23 protein-coding genes are annotated in these 22112 nt (G+C 36.2%); 15 read left to right on the top strand and 8 right to left on the bottom strand.

Annotated features, from left to right (window positions below; all coding sequences use genetic code 11):
* Window positions 1–18: 18 nt before the first annotated feature.
* On the top strand, window positions 19–1452 hold the full coding sequence (locus JZO71_RS00330) for a 6-phospho-beta-glucosidase (protein ID WP_206897605.1): 1434 nt from the start codon (window positions 19–21) through the stop codon (window positions 1450–1452).
* A gap of 57 nt (window positions 1453–1509) precedes the next feature.
* Here JZO71_RS00330 and JZO71_RS00325 read toward each other — a convergent pair whose 3' ends face one another.
* Window positions 1510–2163 (bottom strand): CPBP family intramembrane glutamic endopeptidase, encoded by a 654-nt coding sequence (locus JZO71_RS00325; RefSeq protein WP_206897604.1) that lies wholly within the window; start codon window positions 2161–2163, stop codon window positions 1510–1512.
* Between the two features lie 236 nt (window positions 2164–2399).
* On the opposite strand from JZO71_RS00325, the gene groES reads away from it, so the two are divergent.
* The 4 genes from groES to JZO71_RS00305 all read left to right on the top strand — a co-directional run bounded on the left by groES (window position 2400) and on the right by JZO71_RS00305 (window position 5776).
* Window positions 2400–2684 carry a co-chaperone GroES gene (gene groES / locus JZO71_RS00320; RefSeq protein WP_067482883.1) on the top strand — a complete coding sequence of 95 codons (285 nt, stop codon included), beginning with the start codon at window positions 2400–2402 and terminating at the stop codon, window positions 2682–2684.
* A 39-nt stretch (window positions 2685–2723) separates the two neighbouring features.
* Window positions 2724–4349: a chaperonin GroEL gene (gene groL / locus JZO71_RS00315; RefSeq protein ID WP_206897603.1), complete on the top strand. Its 1626-nt coding sequence runs from the start codon at window positions 2724–2726 to the stop codon at window positions 4347–4349.
* A 215-nt stretch (window positions 4350–4564) separates the two neighbouring features.
* Complete coding sequence (locus tag JZO71_RS00310) at window positions 4565–4834, top strand: hypothetical protein (protein WP_206897602.1); 270 nt, start codon at window positions 4565–4567, stop codon at window positions 4832–4834.
* Window positions 4835–4852: 18 nt separating this feature from the next.
* Window positions 4853–5776 (top strand): LacI family DNA-binding transcriptional regulator, encoded by a 924-nt coding sequence (locus tag JZO71_RS00305; protein WP_206897601.1) that lies wholly within the window; start codon window positions 4853–4855, stop codon window positions 5774–5776.
* Window positions 5777–6019: 243 nt separating this feature from the next.
* Here the strand turns inward: JZO71_RS00305 and JZO71_RS00300 are convergent, their stop codons facing one another.
* Window positions 6020–6781 carry a MerR family transcriptional regulator gene (locus JZO71_RS00300; RefSeq protein WP_206897600.1) on the bottom strand — a complete coding sequence of 254 codons (762 nt, stop codon included), beginning with the start codon at window positions 6779–6781 and terminating at the stop codon, window positions 6020–6022.
* A 122-nt stretch (window positions 6782–6903) separates the two neighbouring features.
* On the opposite strand from JZO71_RS00300, the gene JZO71_RS00295 reads away from it, so the two are divergent.
* Both JZO71_RS00295 and JZO71_RS00290 read left to right on the top strand, forming a co-directional pair.
* Window positions 6904–7752 (top strand): HAD-IIB family hydrolase, encoded by an 849-nt coding sequence (locus JZO71_RS00295; protein WP_206897599.1) that lies wholly within the window; start codon window positions 6904–6906, stop codon window positions 7750–7752.
* Window positions 7753–7775: 23 nt separating this feature from the next.
* Window positions 7776–8132, top strand: coding sequence for a DUF1827 family protein (locus tag JZO71_RS00290; protein ID WP_206897598.1), 357 nt, complete (start codon window positions 7776–7778; stop codon window positions 8130–8132).
* Between the two features lie 34 nt (window positions 8133–8166).
* On the opposite strand, the gene JZO71_RS00285 is transcribed toward JZO71_RS00290, so the two are convergent.
* Window positions 8167–8397, bottom strand: a complete 231-nt coding sequence (locus JZO71_RS00285; protein WP_206897597.1) for a hypothetical protein — start codon at window positions 8395–8397, stop codon at window positions 8167–8169.
* 249 nt (window positions 8398–8646) lie between these two features.
* Here JZO71_RS00285 and JZO71_RS00280 point away from each other — a divergent pair, with 249 nt between their 5' ends.
* From JZO71_RS00280 to JZO71_RS00255, 6 genes are all read left to right on the top strand, one after another.
* Entirely contained in the window at window positions 8647–10119 is a 1473-nt protein-coding gene (locus tag JZO71_RS00280; protein ID WP_206897596.1) for a nicotinate phosphoribosyltransferase, read from the top strand.
* Between the two features lie 25 nt (window positions 10120–10144).
* Window positions 10145–10969: an NAD(+) synthase gene (nadE, locus tag JZO71_RS00275; RefSeq protein WP_206897595.1), complete on the top strand. Its 825-nt coding sequence runs from the start codon at window positions 10145–10147 to the stop codon at window positions 10967–10969.
* Between the two features lie 238 nt (window positions 10970–11207).
* Window positions 11208–12044, top strand: coding sequence for an HAD family hydrolase (locus JZO71_RS00270; protein WP_206897594.1), 837 nt, complete (start codon window positions 11208–11210; stop codon window positions 12042–12044).
* Between the two features lie 130 nt (window positions 12045–12174).
* Window positions 12175–13332 carry an NAD(P)-dependent oxidoreductase gene (locus JZO71_RS00265; RefSeq protein ID WP_206897593.1) on the top strand — a complete coding sequence of 386 codons (1158 nt, stop codon included), beginning with the start codon at window positions 12175–12177 and terminating at the stop codon, window positions 13330–13332.
* A 133-nt stretch (window positions 13333–13465) separates the two neighbouring features.
* Window positions 13466–15322, top strand: a complete 1857-nt coding sequence (locus tag JZO71_RS00260; RefSeq protein ID WP_206897592.1) for an LTA synthase family protein — start codon at window positions 13466–13468, stop codon at window positions 15320–15322.
* Between the two features lie 100 nt (window positions 15323–15422).
* Window positions 15423–15857 (top strand): hypothetical protein, encoded by a 435-nt coding sequence (locus JZO71_RS00255; RefSeq protein ID WP_206897591.1) that lies wholly within the window; start codon window positions 15423–15425, stop codon window positions 15855–15857.
* Window positions 15858–16569: 712 nt separating this feature from the next.
* Here JZO71_RS00255 and JZO71_RS00250 read toward each other — a convergent pair.
* Genes JZO71_RS00250 through JZO71_RS00240 form a run of 3 tightly spaced genes read right to left on the bottom strand, consistent with a single transcriptional unit; the run spans window position 16570 to window position 18174 of the window.
* Window positions 16570–16752 carry a hypothetical protein gene (locus JZO71_RS00250; protein WP_206897723.1) on the bottom strand — a complete coding sequence of 61 codons (183 nt, stop codon included), beginning with the start codon at window positions 16750–16752 and terminating at the stop codon, window positions 16570–16572.
* Between the two features lie 22 nt (window positions 16753–16774).
* The gene (locus JZO71_RS00245; RefSeq protein WP_206897590.1) at window positions 16775–17125 is read right to left on the bottom strand and encodes a hypothetical protein; all 351 of its coding nucleotides are present in this window, start codon (window positions 17123–17125) and stop codon (window positions 16775–16777) included.
* Between the two features lie 26 nt (window positions 17126–17151).
* A complete protein-coding gene (locus tag JZO71_RS00240) occupies window positions 17152–18174 on the bottom strand; it encodes a lactonase family protein (RefSeq protein WP_206897589.1) in 1023 nt (340 codons plus the stop codon).
* Between the two features lie 165 nt (window positions 18175–18339).
* Between JZO71_RS00240 and JZO71_RS00235 the strand changes: the two genes are divergently transcribed.
* The gene (locus JZO71_RS00235) at window positions 18340–18693 is read left to right on the top strand and encodes a PTS glucitol/sorbitol transporter subunit IIA (protein ID WP_206897588.1); all 354 of its coding nucleotides are present in this window, start codon (window positions 18340–18342) and stop codon (window positions 18691–18693) included.
* Between the two features lie 9 nt (window positions 18694–18702).
* Window positions 18703–19872, top strand: a complete 1170-nt coding sequence (locus JZO71_RS00230; RefSeq protein ID WP_206897587.1) for an AI-2E family transporter — start codon at window positions 18703–18705, stop codon at window positions 19870–19872.
* Window positions 19873–19982: 110 nt separating this feature from the next.
* Here the strand turns inward: JZO71_RS00230 and JZO71_RS00225 are convergent, their stop codons facing one another.
* Both JZO71_RS00225 and JZO71_RS00220 read right to left on the bottom strand, forming a co-directional pair.
* Window positions 19983–20603, bottom strand: a complete 621-nt coding sequence (locus JZO71_RS00225) for an FMN-dependent NADH-azoreductase (RefSeq protein WP_206897586.1) — start codon at window positions 20601–20603, stop codon at window positions 19983–19985.
* A 596-nt stretch (window positions 20604–21199) separates the two neighbouring features.
* On the bottom strand, window positions 21200–22108 hold the full coding sequence (locus JZO71_RS00220) for a patatin-like phospholipase family protein (protein WP_242590325.1): 909 nt from the start codon (window positions 22106–22108) through the stop codon (window positions 21200–21202).
* Window positions 22109–22112 lie beyond the last annotated feature (4 nt).

Here is a 22112-nt window from a genome sequence, read left to right as displayed (position 1 = left end):
GAGAAATGAGTCGATCGTATGAGCGTGTTGAGAAAAGATTTTTTATGGGGCGGCGCAGTAGCAGCCCATCAATTAGAAGGTGGTTGGCAAGAAGGCGGCAAAGGCGTTAGTGTTGCGGATGTCATGACTGCTGGAAAAAATGGTGTGGCAAGAGAAATCACAGATGGTGTGATTGAAGGTAAATATTATCCTAATCATGAGGCAATTGATTTTTATCACCATTATAAGGAAGATGTTCGTTTGTTTGCTGAATTAGGTTTGAATTGTTTTCGGACATCCATTGCCTGGAGTAGAATTTTTCCTAAGGGTGATGAATTAGAACCAAATGAAGCTGGGTTACAATTTTATGATGACCTATTCGATGAATGTTTAAAATATGGGATTGAACCAGTTATCACACTTTCCCATTTTGAAATGCCGTATCATTTGGTGAAAGAATATGGGGGCTGGCGAAATCGAAAAATGATTGAGTTTTTTACTCGATTTGCGGAAACTTGTTTCACTCGATATCAAGAGAAAGTGAAATACTGGATGACCTTTAATGAAATCAACAATCAAGCAAATTTCCATGAAGATTTCGCACCATTTACTAATTCTGGTATTCATTATGAAGAAGGCGAAGACCGCGAAGCAATCATGTATCAGGCTGCACATTATGAATTAGTAGCAAGTGCGCAAGCGGTAGAAATTGGTCATCGAATCAATCCAGACTTTGAAATTGGTTGTATGATTGCCATGGTTCCAATCTACAGTTATTCTTGTAGTCCCAATGATATGATGGCGGCAACAGTTGCAATGCAAAGACGATATTGGTTTACTGATGTGCATTGCAAAGGTCGTTACCCAAGTTATATGGACACATATTTCGAACGAAAAGGATTTGACTTAGATCGAACAGCAGAAGATGCCCGCATTTTAAAATCAGGATGTGTCGACTATATTGGTTTTAGTTACTACATGTCGTTTGCAATCAAAGATCATGGGAAAGCACCAACTTTTGATTATGATGAAGCAGCAGATTTAGTAGAAAATCCTTATGTGAAAGCATCTGACTGGGGCTGGCAAATTGATCCCATGGGCTTACGTTACGCAATGAACTGGTTCAATGATCGTTACGAAAAACCATTATTTATTGTGGAAAATGGATTTGGTGCGATTGATGAGATTGGGGAAAGTGGACAAGTTGAAGATGATTATCGTATTGAGTATTTACGAGAACATATTGCTTCAATGAAAGATGCTGTTGAATATGACGGCATTGATTTAATGGGCTACACGCCATGGGGATTCATTGACTTGGTTTCTGCTGGTACAGGAGAAATGAAAAAACGTTATGGCTTTATCTATGTTGATAAGGATAACGAAGGAAATGGAACATTGGCAAGAAGCAAGAAAAAATCGTTTGATTGGTATAAGGAAGTTATTGCTACGAACGGTGAAACATTAAGCTAAAAAAACTGCGACAAAATCTTGAATGATTTTGTCGCAGTTTTTAATTGAAGGCGAAAATTATTTTTGGATCAACAACTGTACAACGATAACTAATGTATTCATACCAACGTGTGTAATCATCGAAGTCCAAATTCGACCAGTTGATTTATACAATAAACTAAAGAAGAAACCCAAAAAGAAGTAAACTAACAGATGTCCATCTGCATGTGCAACGGCAAAAAGTAGAGAACTGATTACAGCGCCTACCCAAAAATTAGAGTAATGACTAACAAGACCTAGAATGCTACGACGAAAAACAAGTTCCTCCATGATTGGGCCGCCAATCGTCGTTGCTAGAATAAAGGCAGGTGCTTTTAAAATCATTTGGATGATATTTTGCGTATTTTCAGATGGAGCGCTTTGGCCAAATAAAAAAGTTTCTATTCCGACAGCTGCACCTTGTAAAAAGATTGCTATCAAAATACCACCTAATCCAAGCAAAATGATTTCAGGAACGCTTGCTTTGGGTACATCTGCTTCTATTGTTAAAGGCTCCTTTTGCTTAAAATACAGAAATAGTAGAATCACAGCCCCTAGTAAATACGTGATAGTTGTCGCTGAAATCAAACCAGTCGAAGTAGTAACAATACCAGTGATGCTCAAAAGTACAGGGGAAACAAAGACTAAACCGTAGCAAAAAATGCTTAGTAGACTATATTTTTTTAATGACATAAAATTCCTCCTTGCAAGACTCTCATAAAAGATGGCTTACCTGTGTTAGTAGTCAAGATTTATTGGTAATTATACCATACGAAAGTTGTTCGCCAATGAAAATAAAAAATCAGATTTCTTTGATTTAAAAAGCTTGCAAAAAAGGAGCAGAATGAGTATTATTAAAAATGTAGGTTAGCACTCGTGAGGTAAGAGTGCTAATGGAACTAAAAATCGTGTTATCGGAGGGATTTATCGTGTTAAAACCATTAGGTGACCGTGTCATCATCGAAGTCGCAAAAGAAGAAGAAAAAACTGTTGGAGGAATCGTCTTAGCTTCCTCTGCCAAAGAAAAACCACAAACTGGTAGAATCGTTGCGGTTGGTGAAGGCCGTTTATTAGAAAACGGTGAACAAGTTCCTGCCGCTGTTAAAGAAGGCGATCAAGTAATGTTTGAAAAGTATGCCGGAACAGAAGTGAAATTTGAAGGTAAAGAATATTTGATCGTTTCTGGCAAAGATATTATGGCGATCGTTGAGTAAAGTTAGATAAACAAAATTTATTATTGAGGTGAAACCATCATGGCAAAAGAATTGAAATTCGCAGAAGACGCACGCGCAGCAATGCTTCGTGGAGTAGATAAATTAGCTGATACAGTAAAAGTTACTTTAGGACCAAAAGGCCGTAATGTTGTTTTAGAAAAATCTTATGGTTCTCCATTGATTACTAACGATGGGGTAACAATTGCAAAAGAAATCGAGTTAGAAGATCATTTTGAAAACATGGGTGCAAAATTAGTTTCTGAAGTTGCTTCAAAAACGAATGATATTGCAGGCGACGGTACAACTACTGCTACTGTTTTAACACAAGCAATCGTTAGAGAAGGTTTGAAAAACGTAACAGCTGGTGCTAATCCTTTAGGCATTCGCCGAGGAATCGAATTAGCTACAAAAGCAGCAGTAGAAGAATTACACAATATTTCAACAGTTGTTGATTCAAAAGAAGCAATCGCACAAGTCGCTGCTGTTTCTTCTGGTTCAGAACAAGTGGGTCATTTGATTGCAGATGCAATGGAAAAAGTCGGTAACGACGGTGTAATCACAATTGAAGAATCAAAAGGAATCGAAACAGAATTAGATGTTGTTGAAGGAATGCAATTTGACCGTGGGTACTTATCACAATACATGGTCACTGATAATGACAAAATGGAAGCTGTTTTAGATAATCCATATATCTTGATTACAGATAAAAAAATCTCAAATATTCAAGATATCTTACCTTTATTAGAACAAATTTTACAACAATCTCGTCCGTTATTGATCATTGCAGATGATGTAGATGGCGAAGCATTACCAACATTAGTCTTGAACAAAATTCGTGGAACATTTAATGTAGTTGCTGTCAAAGCCCCAGGATTTGGCGACCGTCGTAAAGCAATGCTTGAAGATATTGCTATTTTGACAGGTGGTACAGTAATCACTGATGACTTAGGTCTAGAATTGAAAGATGCAACGGTTGATAACTTAGGAAATGCTTCAAAAGTCGTTGTTGATAAAGACAATACAACAATTGTTGAAGGTTCTGGCGATAAAACAGCAATTGACGCACGCGTTCAATTGATCAAAAACCAAATTGTTGAAACAACTTCTGATTTCGATCGTGAAAAATTACAAGAACGTTTAGCTAAATTAGCTGGTGGTGTCGCAGTTGTCAAAGTTGGTGCGGCGACTGAAACAGAGTTAAAAGAATTGAAATTACGTATTGAAGATGCGCTAAATGCTACTCGTGCTGCCGTAGAAGAAGGTATGGTATCTGGTGGTGGTACTGCATTAGTGAATGTCATTGGTAAAGTTTCTGCGGTAGAAGCTCAAGGTGACGTAGCAACAGGAATTAAGATCGTTGTTCGTGCATTAGAAGAACCAATTCGTCAAATTGCTGAAAATGCTGGCTATGAAGGCTCAGTGATTGTTGACAAATTGAAAAATGTTGAACTTGGTACTGGATTCAATGCTGCAACAGGCGAATGGGTAAACATGGTGGAAGCCGGTATCGTTGACCCAACGAAAGTAACACGTTCTGCATTGCAAAATGCTGCTTCCGTTTCAGCATTATTATTAACAACTGAAGCAGTTGTTGCGGATAAACCAGAGCCGGCTGCTCCTGCTGCTCCAGCGATGGATCCATCAATGATGGGCGGTATGATGTAGTAATCTAATCTATCTAAAAAAGAGAGCTGTATTGTTACAGCTCTCTTTTTTTTGAATAAGATAGCTACAGGTAAAGAACAATAGTTTAAATAGAAAAGCAGACAGTTGACGAATTGCCTCGTCAGCTGTCTGCTTTTGTGTTGTCAAAACATTTTACTTGCTCTGGGACGCGTTTCATAAATTATACTCGAACTATCAAGAAGGAGGGCTTACCTATGCATACTTATGTGAAAGTTTTGGGAACATCAAGCACTTGTTTTTACGCGTTGGTAGATTGTAATGAAAATAAATTAGTTTTAAAAAGTTTTCAAGGCCTGAACAAACCAGTGACAGAAGAAATCGATATCAACCAGTTGACGTATTTAACCAAAGACACATTTTGGGGTGGACAACGGATTAGTTTTTATTATCAAGAAAAGTTGTATCAATTTTATGAATGTGGACCAGCTGTGATAGACTATTTACAAGAAAAACTTTTCGTTTAAGGCAGGTGGATCGACATCGTGGCAACTATTCGAGATATTGCACGTTTGACAGGCTATTCCGTTTCGACTATTTCTCGAGTTATTAATGAACACCCTTATGTGGATGAAAGAAAACGAGCAGAAATTTTAGCAGTCATGAAGGAACTAGATTATATTCCTAATGCAAATGCACGAACATTAAGTTATGGAGAAACGAAAAATTTAGGGGTCATTTTACCTTATACTAATCATCCCTACTTTGATCAGCTGATTAGCGGAATCACTGAGGCAGCCTTTGATTCCAATTATAAAGTCACTTTATTACCAACAAATTATCAAATAAGTCGTGAAAACGCGTATCTCGAAGAATTTGCAGCAAAAAGATTTGATGGACTAGTCATAACATCACGTGCTAATTCATTAGAAACACTGAAAGCATATCAAAAATATGGTCCTATTATTTTTTGTGAAGAAATCAAAGATGAAAAGTCAAGTTGCGTATTTATTGATCGGGAGCAGTCGATTATAGAAGCGTTGGGATATTTACAAAAAGTTGGTGTCAAAAAATTGGGTGTTACTTTAGGAAGGAGTAGCCGAATCAGTTTCAATTCTAAAATCACTTTACAATTATGTCGGAAACTCTATCCAAATTTTGAAGAAGAAATGGTTTTCTGGGATTGTATTGGGTTGGAAGATGGAATCAAGGCAGGTGCCTTCTTTAATGATCATCCAGTAGACGGCATTTTTACGAATGCAGATATGGTTGCAGCTGGCATTTTCAAAGCATTTCCTAAAGGTCGAGCGCCTAAATTAGTTGGCAGAGATAATCTGTATGTGAGTGAGCTATTGAGCTTTTCCACCATTGATCATCACTTGAAAAAGTGTGGGGAAATGGCATTTTACTTATTTTTGAAAAAGAGACCTGAACAAATCAAGATTCCATATGAATTTATTCAAAGATAAAGGTAATTGGAACAAACAAATAGCAAAAATGATTAGTGATTTTAAGAGGTCAGGTTAGACCATAATAAAAAAGACTGGAATAGCTTTACGTGATGCTATAAAAAGTTCGATTTTCAAATGGAACTTTTTGTGGACACTTGAGCATGCTATCCCGGTCTTTTTCTTCGGATAAATCAAAATAGATTGGAATGAAATAATCCATTCGCCTTTTCCCAGAACAGATAAAGAGTCAGAAATTAATCATTATTTATTAGTATAATATTGAATGATTTCATTCAATGCTTTGGTTGCACCATTCCCGCTGTGCTCATCATAATAAGCGGTAAAGCGCTCATCTGCCACATACATTTGTCCTAAGCCTTGGTGAGCTTGTGGTGTATAAGTAGACCAACTAAATGTTAACCATTCTTTGTGCGCGTCAAAAATAGCTTTCGCTAGTGGTTGATCCAGTTCCGGCTGTGTAAGATAAGTTGTTAAATCTGCGAAAAGCTGTTCCTCAATTGCCTGCATTGCTTGGAATTGTTTCTCAGTCATATTTGCCCATTTATGATTGGCTTTCTCGACTGTTTTTTCGCCATATTTTTCTCGAATCTCATGCCCAAATTGTTCTTCATTTTCGCTGATTTTTTGTTGTTTGAATCCTTCGAATTTTTCTTGGTCTGACATGGTTATTCCTCCTTCGTAACTAGTAAGTGTTTTTTGAACAGTTGCCAAAAGGGCGTCGATTTGTGCACGTTTCTTTAATAGCAGTTGTTGATGGTTACGTAATGCTTGCTGTTGATCAAAGTCTGGTTGGTTTAGTAATTCCTGAATTTGTCCAAGTTTGAACTCAAGTGAGCGATAAAATAAAATCTGTTGGAGTCGATCAATTTCTTTTGCACCATAGATGCGATAACCAGAGGAGTTAATCTTAGCTGGTTTGAGCAATCCAATTTCATCATAGAAGCGTAATGTTCGGGGGCTAACACCAGATAACTCTGCTATTTTTTTAATTGTATATTCCATTTTTTCCCTCCTGACAATTGCTAGAATACTCCCTCACGTAACGAGAAGGTCAAGGAAAAATTTCAAAATCCTATTAAAAATTATGTTATACTATTTTATAAGAAAAAGAAAAGGAGAAATCAATGAACATTGTTTTTTCAGATATTGATGGCACGTTTCAAGAGTTAGGTAAAGAAATCCCATCGATTAATCGCGAAGCCATTCAAGCACTGCAAGCAAAAGGAGATCATTTCGTTTTTGTCACAGGACGTGGATATGACTTAGTCAAGCAAATGAATGATGAATTGTTAATTGATTGTGATGTTATTTTTGGAAATGGTGCAGGCATTAAAAAAGTAGGTGAGCCTGAGCGTTACACCAGCACACTAACGCACCAAGAAACAAAAGAAGTGATTGACATTTTAGAAGAACAAGAAATTTTATACTTTATCCATACAGATCGTGGTGTGGTGATACGCCCCACAAAAGAATACACGAAACAGCTAAGTGCGTTGCGAGAATCACTAGAAAAACTTGGAGAACAAGGTAAACGAATCATGGATTATAAGGAACAATATTTTGAAAACGATTGCGTACATACGGAAGATATTGCAAAATATCTTTCTGAAAGACCTGAAATAATCGTGGTCAAAATCGAATTGATGGAAGCCGATGACGAGCGTCATGAGGTGATTCGATCTTCTTTACAAGAAACAGAGTTACTGGTATTCCATTCATTTATAAAGACCTTAGAAATTGTGCATCCTAATAGTACAAAAGGAAGTGCTATCACCAATTACTTATCGGATTATCCGTTAGCGACCAGTTATGGTATTGGGGACGGAGAAAACGATTTAGCTATGTTAGCTGTCGTTGATGTGCCTGTTGCTGTGGAAAATGCTGCAATCAATGTAAAAGAAAATAGTCATGTGATTGCGCCAAGTTGCAGTGAAGGTGGCGTCGGTCAATTTATTTTTGAACATGTTCTATAAATAAAAAGAAAAAGAGGGATGAGATGAAATTAGTTGAAACACCAATCAATAGCAATCTAAATATCAAGACATTTTACCCAAAAATAGTAAATTTCTTTTTTGACAATCAAGCAATCAACTATTACAAATTCTACTCACTAGATCGTACACAAATTTTATATGTAGATACATATGACAAGATTCAGTTGGTGATGATTAATACGAAAAAGAAGATCACAAAACAAGAAATCGACTATGCTATTCGTCGAATCTTGAAAGTAGCACGTGAAGAGGTATCTGTTCACGTCGGAGTCAAACAAGAATTGGAACGCGCTGGTCTCCAATTCAAACGTCCGAATAAAGATATTGTGATCATTGAACAAAACGTAGCCAATACTTAATAAAAAACTTCTCAGCTTTTTACTGAGAAGTTTTTTATTTTTGAACAATTTCTTTCCAAAAATGAAAATATTGTTCAGCTAAGCAAATCGTTGAAATCTGTTCCCACTGGATAAAATGCTCATCAAGATAGAAGCCATCAGGTGTGATGGTTGGTTGAACAAATCCTTCTGCATAACTATGGTCCAAACGCTCAACGATAATCTTTTGCTTTGCGATATAAGCAGTGATAATAACTGTTTCAAAGTGTTGTGTGATTGTACGCATAACAGCCTCCTTCATTGTATTGTCCAAACAGATTATACAAACGAAATAATTATAACGAGTTACACTCTTTAATAAACTAATTAGAACATACGTTCGTACACCTGTCAATCCATTCATAGAAGAAAAATGAAAATAATTGAAGAATGTGAAGTTGATATTTTCGGAAAAAAATCAAGTTTTCTTTTCCTATTTCGTTTTTTTGATATAATGGTTAGGAAATGAAAAATTGCCAAGAGGAGTATTAAACAGATGAATAAAATTTACCCAGATGACAGTTTGACGCTACACACTGATTTGTACCAAATCAATATGATGCAGACATACTGGGAATTAGGTCGTGCAGATTTACATGCCGTTTTTGAATGTTACTTTCGAGAAATGCCTTTTAACCATGGTTATGCTGTCTTTGCTGGTCTGGAACGTTTGGTTCAGTATTTAGAAAACTTAACTTTCAGCGAATCAGATATTGATTATTTACGAGAAGTGGGTGACTACCCAGAAGACTTCCTTATTTATTTAAAAGAATTTAAATTTAAAGCAACTGTTCGATCAATGCTTGAAGGCGAAATCGTCTTCAACAATGAACCACTTATCCAAGTAGAAGGACCACTGGCACATTGTCAATTGGTCGAAACAGCGCTACTGAATATGGTCAATTTCCAAACATTGATTGCTACGAAAGCAGCCCGAATCAAATCCGTTATTGGTGATGATCCACTATTGGAGTTTGGGACAAGACGTGCGCAAGAACTTGATGCGGCAGTTTGGGGAACACGTGCGGCCTTCATTGGTGGTGCCGATGCGACAAGTAATGTGCGTGCTGGAAAAATTTTTGGTATTCCTGCAAGTGGAACACATGCTCATTCATTGGTTCAATCCTATGGAAACGATTATGATGCCTTCATAGCTTACGCAAAAACACATAAAGACTGTGTCTTTTTAGTAGATACGTACAATACATTGAAGTCTGGTGTGCCAAGTGCGATTCGAGTAGCGAGAGAAATGGGCGATAAAATCAATTTCCAAGGTGTTCGAATCGACAGTGGTGATATGGCATATATTTCAAAACGTGTGCGTGAACAACTAGACGCGGCAGGATTTACTGATGCAAAAATCTATGCTTCTAACGATTTAGATGAAGCAACAATTCTAAATTTAAAAATGCAAAAAGCCAAAATCGACGTTTGGGGTGTAGGAACTAAGTTGATTACGGCGTATGATCAACCGGCATTAGGAGCGGTGTTCAAATTAGTATCGATTGAAAACGAAGAGGGACAAATGATTGATACCATCAAATTATCTAGCAACGCAGAAAAAGTAACAACGCCAGGGAAAAAGCAAGTTTGGCGTATCACACGGAACTTTGATGGAAAATCTGAAGGTGACTATGTCACATTGTGGAATGAAGATCCTCGTAAGGAAGAAGAAATCTTCATGTTCCATCCTGTTCACACATTCATCAATAAAACGGTACGTGATTTTTCTGCGCGTCCGATGTTACAAGATATTTTCATTGAAGGTAAGTTGGTCTATGCATTGCCAAGTTTAAATGAAATCAAAGAGTATGCACGTGAAAATCTGGATTCTCTATGGGAAGAGTATAAACGTGATTTGAACCCACAAAAATATCCAGTTGATCTATCAACAGAATGCTGGAATCATAAGATGTCTATTATGGAACGAATGAAAAAAAGTGTTGCTGACCTACACAATGAAGCATGAGTAAAATCGCTGAGGGGGAACAAACATGAGTTTACAACAAGAAATCATCAAAGAATTAGGCGTGAAACCTGTCATTGATGCGCAAGTAGAAATTCGTCGAAGTGTAGATTTTTTGAAAGACTACTTAAAAAAATACCCATTTATCAAAACATTTGTTTTAGGAATCAGTGGCGGACAAGATTCAACTTTAGCTGGCCGTCTGGCACAATTAGCAATGTCTGAAATGCGTGAAGAAACACAAGATGACAGCTATCAATTTGTTGCTGTACGCTTACCTTACGGCGAACAAGCGGATGAAGAAGATGCAAAAGCTGCATTGGATTTTATCCAGCCTGATGTGAGTTTGAGTGTTGATATCAAACCAGCTGTAGATGCACAAGTTTCTTCATTAGTTGAAGCAGGCATTGAAATCAGTGACTTTAACAAAGGAAATATCAAAGCACGTCAACGAATGATTACCCAATATGGCGTTGCTGGTGCGAAATTTGGTGCCGTCTTAGGGACAGACCATGCCGCAGAAAATATTACAGGATTCTTTACAAAGTTTGGTGATGGTGGGGCGGATATCTTACCACTTTTTCGTTTGAATAAACGACAAGGAAAAGCCTTATTAAAAGAACTAGGTGCTCCAGCCGAACTGTACACTAAAATCCCAACAGCTGACTTGGAAGATGGTAAACCATTGATTGCGGATGAAGTTGCTTTAGGTATCACTTATGATCAAATCGATGATTATTTAGAAGGAAAAGAAATTCCTGAACATGCGCAAGAAACCCTTGAAGCTTGGTGGAATAAAACCAAACATAAACGTCATCTGCCAATCACAGTTTTCGATGACTTTTGGAAGTAAAGGCTGTGAAGAAGTCTGAGAATTGAAAAATTCTCGGACTTCTTTTTTTGTTCCGAGCAAGTTATGCTTTGCAAGGCCCGATAAAGAAATACAAAGAATAGCGGAAACCAGTATAATAAAGGAAAAACCAAAAAGATGTGAGTAATATGTTTCGAAGAAGTTTTCAATTATTAGCAAGTATTAGCAAAGAAAACCAATTATAAAATTGAAAAAATAATCATTTAGTAGGTGAAGGAAAATGACACAAAAAATCAAACTAGTAATGAGTGATATCGACGGAACGATTTTAACTAGTCAACACAAAATTGATGACAAATTAGCTGTTCGTTTGAAACAGCTCAAAGCTAAAAAGATTCCTTTTGTCTTGGCATCTGCCAGATCTCCTAAGGGAATGCATGCCATTGCTAAAAAATTGGAAGTCACTGAATACCCAATGGCTTGTTACAATGGTGCCCTGATTGTTCGAGAGGTAGAAGACGATCCGTTTCAACAAATTTTTAGTCAAGAATTAAATGTAGAAGAAACGCTTCAACTTATTGAACTTTTAACGAAAGAATTCAAAAATATCTCAATCAGTTTGTATTCAGGAAGCGATTGGTACGTAGAGTCGGTTGATGATTGGATAGAACAAGAAGCTGCCATCACGAAACTGGAACCAATTGTAGCTAATCTTAACCAATTGCTTTTAGAACAAAGACTGCCAGTGCATAAGCTATTATTGATAGGATCAACTCCAGAAGTTGAGCAGCTAAAAGAAGTTTGCGAATCATTAAATCTGGAAACTAGTTCATTTTATTTATCAAAGGAAAATTATCTTGAAGTTACTCACTATCAAGTATCGAAGGAAAAAGCGTTAACGACTGTGGCAGATTATTATCAAATTCCTTTAGAAAACACGATGGCAATTGGGGATAACTTTAATGATCTTCCTATGATCAAACTATCTGGAATGGGTGTGGCAATGGGCAATGCACCGGAAGAAGTGATTAAAGAGGCAGATATCCAAACCTTGACTAATGATGAAAATGGTGTATCAGAAGCATTGTTGAATCAGATTCTTTTGAAAGAAATTTGATTGTATTTTTTATGAAGAAAACAAACTGTTTTGCTTAGAAAACGAATGGAATAACAACGGGTGACTAATAGAAGTTAATTCTTGTCTAAATTTCGGTAATCAGAGATACTGATAAAAAGGAGGCGATTTTATGTACCGAATTTCGTTCGTTGATGAGATTGCAGAGGAACAGTTGAAACAATTAGAAGGACCATTTTTTGAACGTACGAATAAACAAAACGCGCATGGCTTGCTTGTAAGAAGCTCGGTCGTTGAAGAAGACTGGATAAGTCCAGAATTGCTAGCGATTTCAAGAGCCGGTGTGGGTGTCAACACGATCCAGGTACAAAAAGCCACTGAAAATGGCACGATTGTGATGAATACTCCTGGTGTGAATGCGAATGCAGTTAAAGAATTAGTTCTAAGCTGTTTGTTTTTGTCTGTTCGCCCGATTACCAAGGCAAGCGAGATGGTTCAAGGATTAGAGGGAGAAGATTTATTAGAACAAGCAGAAGCAAATCGAAAACCGTTTGTTGGTCAAGAATTGCAAGGCAAAGTGATTGGCTTACTGGGATTGGGTTCAATTGGAAGAGAAGTTGCTCGAATCTGTTATGAATTAGGCATGGAAGTCTTGGGCTATGCTAGAAGAGACCATGAGTTAGACTACGTGGAACAATTACCCTTGCCCGATATTTTACGTTTATCTGATTTCGTCGTGATTATGTTGCCTTCGACACCGGAAACAAACGGTTTATTGGGGGAGGAACAGTTATCTTTAATGAAAGAAGAAGCTGTTTTGATTAATGTTGGACGAAGCGAAATTGTGGATAATACAGCACTTTTACAAGTTATTGAGGATGGAAAATTGGCAAAATACATAACAGATTTTCCAGCACAAGAATTTTTAGGAAATGAAAAAATCATGATGCTTCCGCATATGGGTGGGTCCACACAAGAAGCTCTAGCGGATAGCAGTCGCGAAGCTATTCGGGCATTACGAAACTATTTGCTATTTGGAACAGTTCGTTCATCTGTTAATTTTCCAACTGTGCGGATGAGTTTTCGTGCGCCGTACCGCTTTACAATTTTCTATCAAAAAAGACAAGGTATCTTATCTGAAGTTTTTAAGATTTTAGAGGAAAATGTCTTGCCGATTGGTAATATGACGCGTAATCAAAAAGAAGAGTATGTCTATACACTTATAGATATTGAGAGTACAGATGTCCAAAATTTATTAGAAGCTAAACGTCAGTTGGAAACAATCGCAGATGTCAAACGCGTGCGTTTATTAGCTCATCCACAAGTATAATCAAGTTATTTTTATTTTCTTAATTAGCCAGTGACTGCTTTACTTTCAAATTTGATGCTACTAAAATAAGAGAGTGAGTCAAATTTAAAAAAATCGTTTAAGCTCGTAAAGTAGACGATGAAGGAGCAATTAATTGAAGAAAAGAATAAGTAATCTTTCACTCAAACAAAAAAGTATCATTCGAATTAGTTTGACTACGATTGGTGTGATTATTTTAGTTGCCTTGAGTAATTTATTTTTACAATGGTGCCAAAATGATCTGTCTTATGATTTAGCATTGAAATTTGCGTTTTCTTGGCATACAGAAAAGTTTATTTTAGCTTGTCTGGTTTTATTCGTTTTTCTAGCCTTTCTCAGTAGCGTTGCCGGTTCAGTTTTGGTTGGTTCTATTTTGTATACAACGATTATCGGGATTTTAGGGATAGCTGACTATTTAAAGATGAGTTATCGACAAGAGCCTATTTATCCTGATGATATCAAAATGATTACTGAACTCGGTTTGTTGAGAGAAATGGCAGGCTCAACGACATTTTTTGTCTTAATGGGGATTGCTGGATTAGCAATCATTTTATTTGCTTGGGCGTTATACCGGAGTTTCAAAAAAGGACGTCGTTTTCAGCTTGTACGGGGAACTATTTTTGTGCTGTCTATTATTTTATTGTTGTATATCGGTAGTTTTAATAACCCAAATAATCTCTTGCGAAAAGCATACAATAAAACCGCTTTATGGATTCCTTATAGCCAGAAAATGAATTACTATAACACAGGTTTTATTGGCGGTTTTCTTTATAATCTACAAGTTGAAGCAATGGATGAACCAAAGGGCTACTCCAAAGAAAAAGTAGCAGAAATAACTAAAAATTATCAGAAGATAGCTGATAAGAAAAATCAAACAGTTGATGAAGAACAACCGAACATCGTTTATGTAATGAGCGAAAGCTTTTCTGATCCTAGTCACTTAAACGGAATCGAAGTTTCAGGAAATCCACTGCAAGATTATTATGACATCGCGAATCAAACCTATAGTGGCAAAATGTTATCCCAAAATTACGGGGGCGGGACTGCCAATATTGAATTTGAAGCGTTAACTGGTTTTTCAATGGAACTGTTTAATGCACAATTAACAACTCCGTACACGATGTTAGTTCCTAAAATGACAAAATTTCCATCATTGGTTTCCAATTTAGCAGCGCAAAATTATCAAACGACAGCAATTCATCCTTATAACACATCAATGTATAAGCGTGAAGATGTGTATGATGTTTTGGGATTTGATTCGTTCATCAGTGAAAAAGAGATGAAATACACAGAAAAGCTCCAAAACAATCCTTACATTTCAGATAAAGCAGCGTATCAAGAAGTCTTATCTATTTTAAAACAGCAAGATTCACCACAATTTGTTCATTTGGTGACAATGCAAACACATATGCCTTATGGTGGAAAGTATCCGGATACTACTTACGATGCTCAGACGAGTGATGGAAGTGATACGGATAATTTAACTAATTATTTGCAAGATGTTGCTTATAGTAGTGAGGCACTGAAAGAATTTGTCAATTCTCTACAAGATGTTTCGCGAAGAACCTTAGTTGTTTTTTGGGGAGATCACCTTCCTGGTATTTACTCGGAAACAATTCAGGGAGCAAATGATGAACAAACTTTACATGAAACGCAATTTTTAATGTTTGATAGTGCAGGAAAATTAACGAGTCAAGCTACTCATGATGCTATTAGTAGTCCATTTTATTTTGCCGCTAACTTATTGGAACAAACAAATCAAGCAACAACTGGTTTTTATCAATTATTATTAGACGTGGAGAAAGTTTTACCTGCTTTTGAACGAGGCTTGTATTATCAGAATGGACAATGGCGTAAAGAAGCACAATTAAATGAGCAACAACAAAAATTATATGAGGATTATCAAATGATTCAGTATGATATTGTTTCTGGTAAGCAATATAGTTTACAGGATGGTTTTTTTGAAAAATAGTGGTTGAAGTGAAAGGGAACAAGTCGAGAAATAAACTTGTCAGAAAATAGTAAAAACAGGTACAATAAAGGGTAGATAAACGGAGAAAGTAGGGAATTACATGTTACCAAATATTGGTTATTATGTTCAATCAGTCGACAATATTGTGAAACAAACAGAAGAAATTGGTGAGCAAATGCATCCCAAATACGAAATGATTCGTCAAGCAATTGATGAAAAGAAAGTAGCAGAATTAAATTCAGAACAACTAACAGAAGTTGTTCAATTGTTTGAAGCTGGAACAAAGCAATACCGAGCAATGTTGAAAAAAGTAAGTGCTTTACGTCCCCCAGCAAAAGTGATGGGAATCCACAAAAAATTTGAACGTGCCTATCTTTCTTATGTGGCTGGTTGTGAAGAAATGATTCAAAGTATTGATATTGAAAAAGGAATTGATACGGATTTATTTGAAGCTTCAGAAAAAAAACAAGACCAAGCAACAGATGATATTTCATTAGCAATCCAAAAAATGACTAATCTTTTGATGAAAAAATAAAATAAACATAAAACTAGAGTTATTTAATCTAAATATAACGTTTTTTTTATGATAAGCGTTACTCACTGCTATATGATAAAAGCATAACCAACAACAACCTTTATTTACTCTCATTGAGTAAGTAGCCTTTTCCACCGAGCCTAACCAACTCGGTGGTTTTTTTATGCACAAAGATTTGTTCAATTCCGAAGGAGCCATGCTAAAATGCCAATTATTCGAAAAAAAGAAGATGTGACAAGAATTTTGTCGCATCTTCTTAAGGAGATAGTATTAAATAGGGGAAGAGTGTTTGTCATATGTTTTATCCGTTTGTTATCTGTTCAGAGCTGATCGCTTTGTGCCACAACCTTTTTCACGGTGTTCCCAAAGCAACTCCTCCATATAACTTGCATCCACTTCAAAATATGGAAAGCTATTTTGAGTGCGTGTTCGTTATCTGTTCAGAGCTAATCGCTTTGTGCCACAACCTTTTTCACGGTGTTCCCAAAGCAACTCCTCCATATAACTTGCATCCACTTCAAAATATGGAAAGCTATTTTGAGTGCGTGTTCGTTATCTGTTCAGAGCTGATCGCTTTGTGCCACAACCTTTTTCACGGTGTTCCCAAAGCAACTCCTCCATATAACTTGCATCCACTTCAAAATATGGAAAGCTATTTTGAGTGCGTGTTCGTTATCTGTTCAGAGCTGACCGCTTTGTGCCACAACCTTTTTCAGTTTTCAACATTTCTGACATAGTTATCAAAATAATCTTCTAGATCTTTTTTTAATTGTTGATAGTCTGCCTCAGTATACTCTTTATCTTCAATTTTCCCCTGAAAAAAAGGAATATTCAAGTCTTCACGCAAACGATCTAACACATCCTGTTGGTTCATGTTCCTCGCTTCTTTCTTCATCTATAGTTCTCTTTGAATCCATCTATAAGCTGTGAAAAATAGCAGTCAGATGTTCAAAGTTTTGTTTCATAATAGTCAATTTGCTATAAAGTAAAGCAGTATTAGAATCTTCATTGAAGAAGACTTGCTTGAGCTCAGCATAAAACTGATGAAAAGCATCAAAGAATTTGCTGACTTCTTTGATTTGTAATTCTGGATGTAGCTGAGTATATAATCTTGCTGTTTGAGCAAGACTGTACAGCTCGTTGGTAACAACAATTACACGATTTTTTTCATAACGTGGGCTAGTAATCAATTCGTACAAGGGAAGACACTTATTATAAAGTTCAGAAAGGCTGTCTAATAGATACTCTTCGGGTGATTTTTGAATCATAAAAATTTCCTCCTTTGAAGAATAGGTTAGTTTTGGTCGAAATAAACGCACACACATTCAGGTGCATAAATATCTTTTTGTAGTAATGTCAACTGACCAGTTTGACCATCACGTGTAAATAAAGTTAAGTTGTCACTATTTTGATTGGCACAAACTAAAAACTCATTTGTTGGATCCAAGGCGAAGTCACGCGGGAAATCGCCTTCTGTTGAAACATTTTGAATAGTAGAAAGCTGTTCACCATTATCAGAAATCTCATAGACTGTGATTGAGTTATGCCCGCGATTAGAAGCATATAAGAAACGGCCATCATTTGAAATTCGGATAGCAGCCCCACCATTTTCATCTGAAAAATCTTTTGGCAAAGTTGAAATTTTTTGTAGTTCTGTAAAAGAACCATCTTCTTGATAAGCAAGGACGCTTACAGTACTGTCTAATTCACCAAATAAATAGGCAACTGGTTGAGTCGGGTGGAAAACTAAATGACGAGGGCCTGTTCCAGGCTCAGCAACGAAAGTCGCAGCTAAGGTTAACTTGCCACTTTCTGCAACATCATAAGTGTACACTCGATCAGTTCCAAGGTCACAAACAACCAGGCGTTGGTCAGGTGCTAGATCAGTGTAATGGACATGTGCATGGTCTTGATTTTTGTGTGGTCCAGTTTCTTCTTGATGATAAAGCGATTCGACAGCTTCAATACCACCATTATCTAAAATACGATAAACATTTACTTCACCTTTATGATAATTTGCGCCATACACTAGTTGGCGTGTTTCATCTACAGCTACATAACAAAGAGGTGCTCCTTCTTCTGTTACCGCATTCAAAAAGTGATAATTTGAATCGTATGCGCCTGCGCCACCTAATCCATCAACTGTTGTGACAGTGTATAGATTCTTTGCATTACTCTTTGCTAAATAGGTAGGACTTGCTTCTTTAGCCACTAAAGATAGTCCAAATAATTCTTTTTTTTCAGTATCAAGATCGATTGTATAAATTCCTTCACTTACTCGGCGTGTATAAGTACCCAAAATGATTTTTTCAATCATTTGATTCCCTCCTAAAAAAATGAAATTGTTTTCTTTTTTATTTTAGCATACAACTGTTCTTGGCGGATAATGAAAGAGAATATGCTATAATATTTTTGAGCGTAGCAATACGCTATAGGAAGAAAAACACTGTTCATTATGATAGTAATCAAAGGAGAGATCAAGATGATTCAAGCCAATGTAGTAGAAATTGGACCAGAAGCAATTAATGAAGAAGAACCAATGCTGATTTTATTTAACAACACAGCAACAACTACTTTACGAAACTACTCGATTATCCAAGAATTTTTAAATAAAGAACCCTTTAAGTTAGAATCTGGAAAAACAATTCGATTTGATGAACAAGAATATACGATTGAACATGTCGGAACGACCGCTAATCAAAATTTAGAAACAGTTGGTCACGTAACGCTAGTGTTTGATGAGCATCAACCAGATAATACGATTGTTAATGGTGTGTATTTGAATCCCTATCAACTTCCAGAAATTCATTTGGGAACACAAATTTATTATCAGTAGGAGGGGCATATGGAGGAAAAAAATAAAAAAGGAAAACCGATTTCCTGGTTCTGGAAATGGTTTTTAAATAACCAAGTAGTAACGGCATTATTAGTTGTTCTACTTTTATTAGTAATCGTTTTTCTTTTTACGAAAGTGTCATACTTGTTTGAACCTGTGTGGCAGTTTTTAGCCATCGTCGGTTTACCAATTATTTTAGCAGGAATTTTATATTATTTGATGAATCCTGTAGTGGACTATTTGGAAAAGAAAAAAGTTCCTAGAATTTACAGTATTATTGGCTTGTTTGTCGTTGTAGTGGCATTGATTGTTTGGGGAATCGTAGTGATTGTACCAAAAATCCAAGAGCAATCTGTTAGCTTTGCTAGTAATTTTCCACAATATGTCGACACGATAGATGATAAATTAACAGAAATCTTACGTGATCCTTTGTTCAATCAATTTCGTGAACAACTTGAGACTGCAGGGGATAAAATTATTAATTCTGCTGGCGATTTGATTAAGAACCTTTCAAAAACGACCGTTCAAAGTGTTGGAAGTATCGTAGGTGCGGTAGCAACAGTTATTGTTGCAATTATGACGATGCCATTTATTTTGTTTTATTTATTAAAAGATGGACGACAATTAGCACCTTATTTTGTTAAATTTTTACCAACACGCATGAGAAAACCAACTTTGAAAGTATTAGGTGAAATGAATGATCAAGTATCTTCTTATATTAGAGGACAATTGACAGTAGCTTTTGCTGTTGCAATCATGTTTATTATTGGTTTTTCGATTATTGGATTGGAGTATTCAGTGACGTTAGGTATTGTTGCAGGATTTTTAAATCTAATTCCATATTTGGGCTCATTTTTAGCTATGATTCCTGCGATCTTTCTTGGGATTGTAGCAGGACCGTTGATGTTGGTAAAAGTAATTATCGTTTTTATTGCTGAGCAAACGATTGAAGGACGATTGATTTCACCGTTAGTTTTAGGTAATCAATTAGCAATTCATCCCGTAACGATTTTATTAGTCTTGTTAACTTCTGGAAAACTGTTTGGAATTGTAGGAGTAATCCTAGGAATACCCGTTTATGCGGCGGCCAAAGTAATCATTACACATATTTTTGAATGGTACACAACGATTTCTTCATTGTATGAAGATGATCCAATTGAAGCACCGAAGAAAGAGTAGACAGTTATCTAAAAAATCAAAAAGACACACAACTAAAAACAGCAGACAAGGATCTAAGGCTAGATCACTGTCCGCTGTTTTTTCTTTTGATGAAAAGGGAAATGCGTGGTTTAGAATTCTTTTCCTAATTGAGCAGCTTTGTCTAATGCTTCTTGCATTAATTCTTCTGCACGATCAGGTGTGTAGTCGATTCCTTCAATAAATAATTGATTGATTTCGTCGATTCCAATAAAGTTCAAGATTCCTTTAACATATTGTGAAGCAAAATCTTGCCCTTGATAAATACCACCATTTGATTGGATGTGTAAAGCTTTCTTCCCTTGAACTAATCCTTGAGGACCATTTTCTGTGTATTTGAATGTTTTACCAGCCACATTGACTGTGTCAAACCAAGCTTTTAAACGTGTTGGGATATTTAGGTTCCAAAGTGCGTTAGCAATGACGATTTTATCAGCAGCTAAAAATTGTTCAGTTAACTCATTAAAGCGCGCAATTTTATGTTGTTGATTCTCAGTTAATTCTGAGAAGTCTGCTCCAGTACGAAGAACTTCCCAACCGGATAACAATTCTTCATCAATTTCAGGAATATCATCACGATAAAGATCAAGAATAGTGATTTCATCTTCTGGATGATTTTCTTTATAGCTAGTTAAAAATGTAGAAAGAGCTTTAACTGAGCGTGATTCTTCAGCAGTTAAAGGATGGCCTTTGACAATTAATACTGATGACATAATGATTCAATCTCCTTTTTTGTAAACATACTTGTTATGTTCAAGACTAACAAGGCTAGTTTACTCGAAAAAGAAAAGGCTATCAAGGTTTAAAAACAAAGAATATTTATTTTAGTGTTTTTTCTTTCAAACTAAATCATACTTGAATCTAGAGTAAAGAATAACTTGTTTATACTGTTTTACCTCGACATCGGTAAAAGTATATTGGAAATGTCTGATTTGCTTGGCTATAATTTAGTTATTCCACCATGTTGATTTGGGATGCATATCTCAAATAACCCCACAAGTGGGAGAGTTGATTTTTTTCTTACATACTTGTAGCAAATCATCACTCTTTCATTAGAGTTGCTGTTAGTTCATTGTTTTTACAAGAAAGATAGCCGAAGTGACTTCTCATATTCTAAGTTCGTCTGGCTGGCAAACGGGTTTTCTTTTTCTATGAGAACAATGAACTAACTAAGACAGAAAAGGTGGGAAACCCTTACTCACTTATTTTTAAAAGAAACAGTGCATTCGTTTAACGAATGTGCTGTTTCTTTTTTTTGTATAAGTTGAAGCAACGAAACGTATAGGACAGAATTATTTTTATTGTATCTTTAGCTTTTATATAAGTAGTCATTTAAATCTGGAAAGAAATGCTGAGCGTCTTGATAGCCCAACCAATACAGGTTTTCTAGCTTGGCTATATTTCCTTCTAAACGCCCAACATTCACTGGTACGGAAGGGCTTATACAAAATACTTTCCTATCTTCCACAAGTTGGGTGAGGTCATCACATTGTTTATTGTACATAGCAGGTCTGTTTTTCATTGCTTGTTTAAGTGCAGGATATTGTTTTAGAAGGTTTGAGTGACTTAATAGCTTATTATTTTTCTTAACGTTCTTTCTATATGATGTTTCACGAGTTCGAATAACGATTATTTTCTTGTATCCTTGGTCTATTGCCCATCTGTAAGGAATCGAATCGACAATCCCACCATCTAAATAGAGTGAGTCCCCAATAATAACTGGTTTTGAAATAAACGGCATACTAGCCGAAGCCTTGATAGTTAAGGCATAGTCAAGACTCGTATCTTTATCAAAATAGCAGGGTCTTCCTGTTTTGATGTCAGTAGTTGTTGCGATAAATCGACGATCTTTTGATAAAAAGCGTTGCTTATCAAATGGGTAAAATTGATTGACTCTATTTAGTACAAAATCAAATCCAATTAAACCTTTGTTGTGCACCATTGCTTTAAAGCCAACGTAGCGACTGTCATGTCGATAGGTTAGATTAATATTGATTGATCGACCTATTTGCCCAGATACATAGTTCATGCCAGTTAAAGCGCCAGCAGAACAACCAACCGTACATTCAAAGTTTAGTTCTTGCTCCATTAAGAAGTCGGCTACTCCCTGAGCATAGATTCCTCGAAAAGCGCCACCTTCAATTACTAAGCACCCTTTGGTAATGGAGGTTGACGCTCGACCATTTGGTAATTTGTTGAAATTAGAACTTTTCCTCAAGATA

Source organism: Candidatus Enterococcus courvalinii, from assembly GCF_017315945.1.
Taxonomy (GTDB): Bacteria; Bacillota; Bacilli; order Lactobacillales; family Enterococcaceae; genus Enterococcus_B; species Enterococcus_B courvalinii.
This window is presented reverse-complemented; position numbering and strand designations above follow the sequence as displayed.

Coding starts and splice junctions, on each gene's coding strand:
- JZO71_RS00330 (WP_206897605.1), top strand. CDS start 19: ATGAGCGTGTTGAGAAAAGATTTTTTATGGGGCGGCGCAGTAGCAGCC.
- JZO71_RS00325 (WP_206897604.1), bottom strand. CDS start 2,163: ATGTCATTAAAAAAATATAGTCTACTAAGCATTTTTTGCTACGGTTTA.
- groL (WP_206897603.1), top strand. CDS start 2,724: ATGGCAAAAGAATTGAAATTCGCAGAAGACGCACGCGCAGCAATGCTT.
- JZO71_RS00310 (WP_206897602.1), top strand. CDS start 4,565: ATGCATACTTATGTGAAAGTTTTGGGAACATCAAGCACTTGTTTTTAC.
- JZO71_RS00300 (WP_206897600.1), bottom strand. CDS start 6,781: ATGGAATATACAATTAAAAAAATAGCAGAGTTATCTGGTGTTAGCCCC.
- JZO71_RS00295 (WP_206897599.1), top strand. CDS start 6,904: ATGAACATTGTTTTTTCAGATATTGATGGCACGTTTCAAGAGTTAGGT.
- JZO71_RS00290 (WP_206897598.1), top strand. CDS start 7,776: ATGAAATTAGTTGAAACACCAATCAATAGCAATCTAAATATCAAGACA.
- JZO71_RS00285 (WP_206897597.1), bottom strand. CDS start 8,397: ATGCGTACAATCACACAACACTTTGAAACAGTTATTATCACTGCTTAT.
- JZO71_RS00280 (WP_206897596.1), top strand. CDS start 8,647: ATGAATAAAATTTACCCAGATGACAGTTTGACGCTACACACTGATTTG.
- nadE (WP_206897595.1), top strand. CDS start 10,145: ATGAGTTTACAACAAGAAATCATCAAAGAATTAGGCGTGAAACCTGTC.
- JZO71_RS00270 (WP_206897594.1), top strand. CDS start 11,208: ATGACACAAAAAATCAAACTAGTAATGAGTGATATCGACGGAACGATT.
- JZO71_RS00265 (WP_206897593.1), top strand. CDS start 12,175: ATGTACCGAATTTCGTTCGTTGATGAGATTGCAGAGGAACAGTTGAAA.
- JZO71_RS00255 (WP_206897591.1), top strand. CDS start 15,423: ATGTTACCAAATATTGGTTATTATGTTCAATCAGTCGACAATATTGTG.
- JZO71_RS00250 (WP_206897723.1), bottom strand. CDS start 16,752: ATGAAGAAAGAAGCGAGGAACATGAACCAACAGGATGTGTTAGATCGT.
- JZO71_RS00245 (WP_206897590.1), bottom strand. CDS start 17,125: ATGATTCAAAAATCACCCGAAGAGTATCTATTAGACAGCCTTTCTGAA.
- JZO71_RS00240 (WP_206897589.1), bottom strand. CDS start 18,174: ATGATTGAAAAAATCATTTTGGGTACTTATACACGCCGAGTAAGTGAA.
- JZO71_RS00235 (WP_206897588.1), top strand. CDS start 18,340: ATGATTCAAGCCAATGTAGTAGAAATTGGACCAGAAGCAATTAATGAA.
- JZO71_RS00230 (WP_206897587.1), top strand. CDS start 18,703: ATGGAGGAAAAAAATAAAAAAGGAAAACCGATTTCCTGGTTCTGGAAA.
- JZO71_RS00225 (WP_206897586.1), bottom strand. CDS start 20,603: ATGTCATCAGTATTAATTGTCAAAGGCCATCCTTTAACTGCTGAAGAA.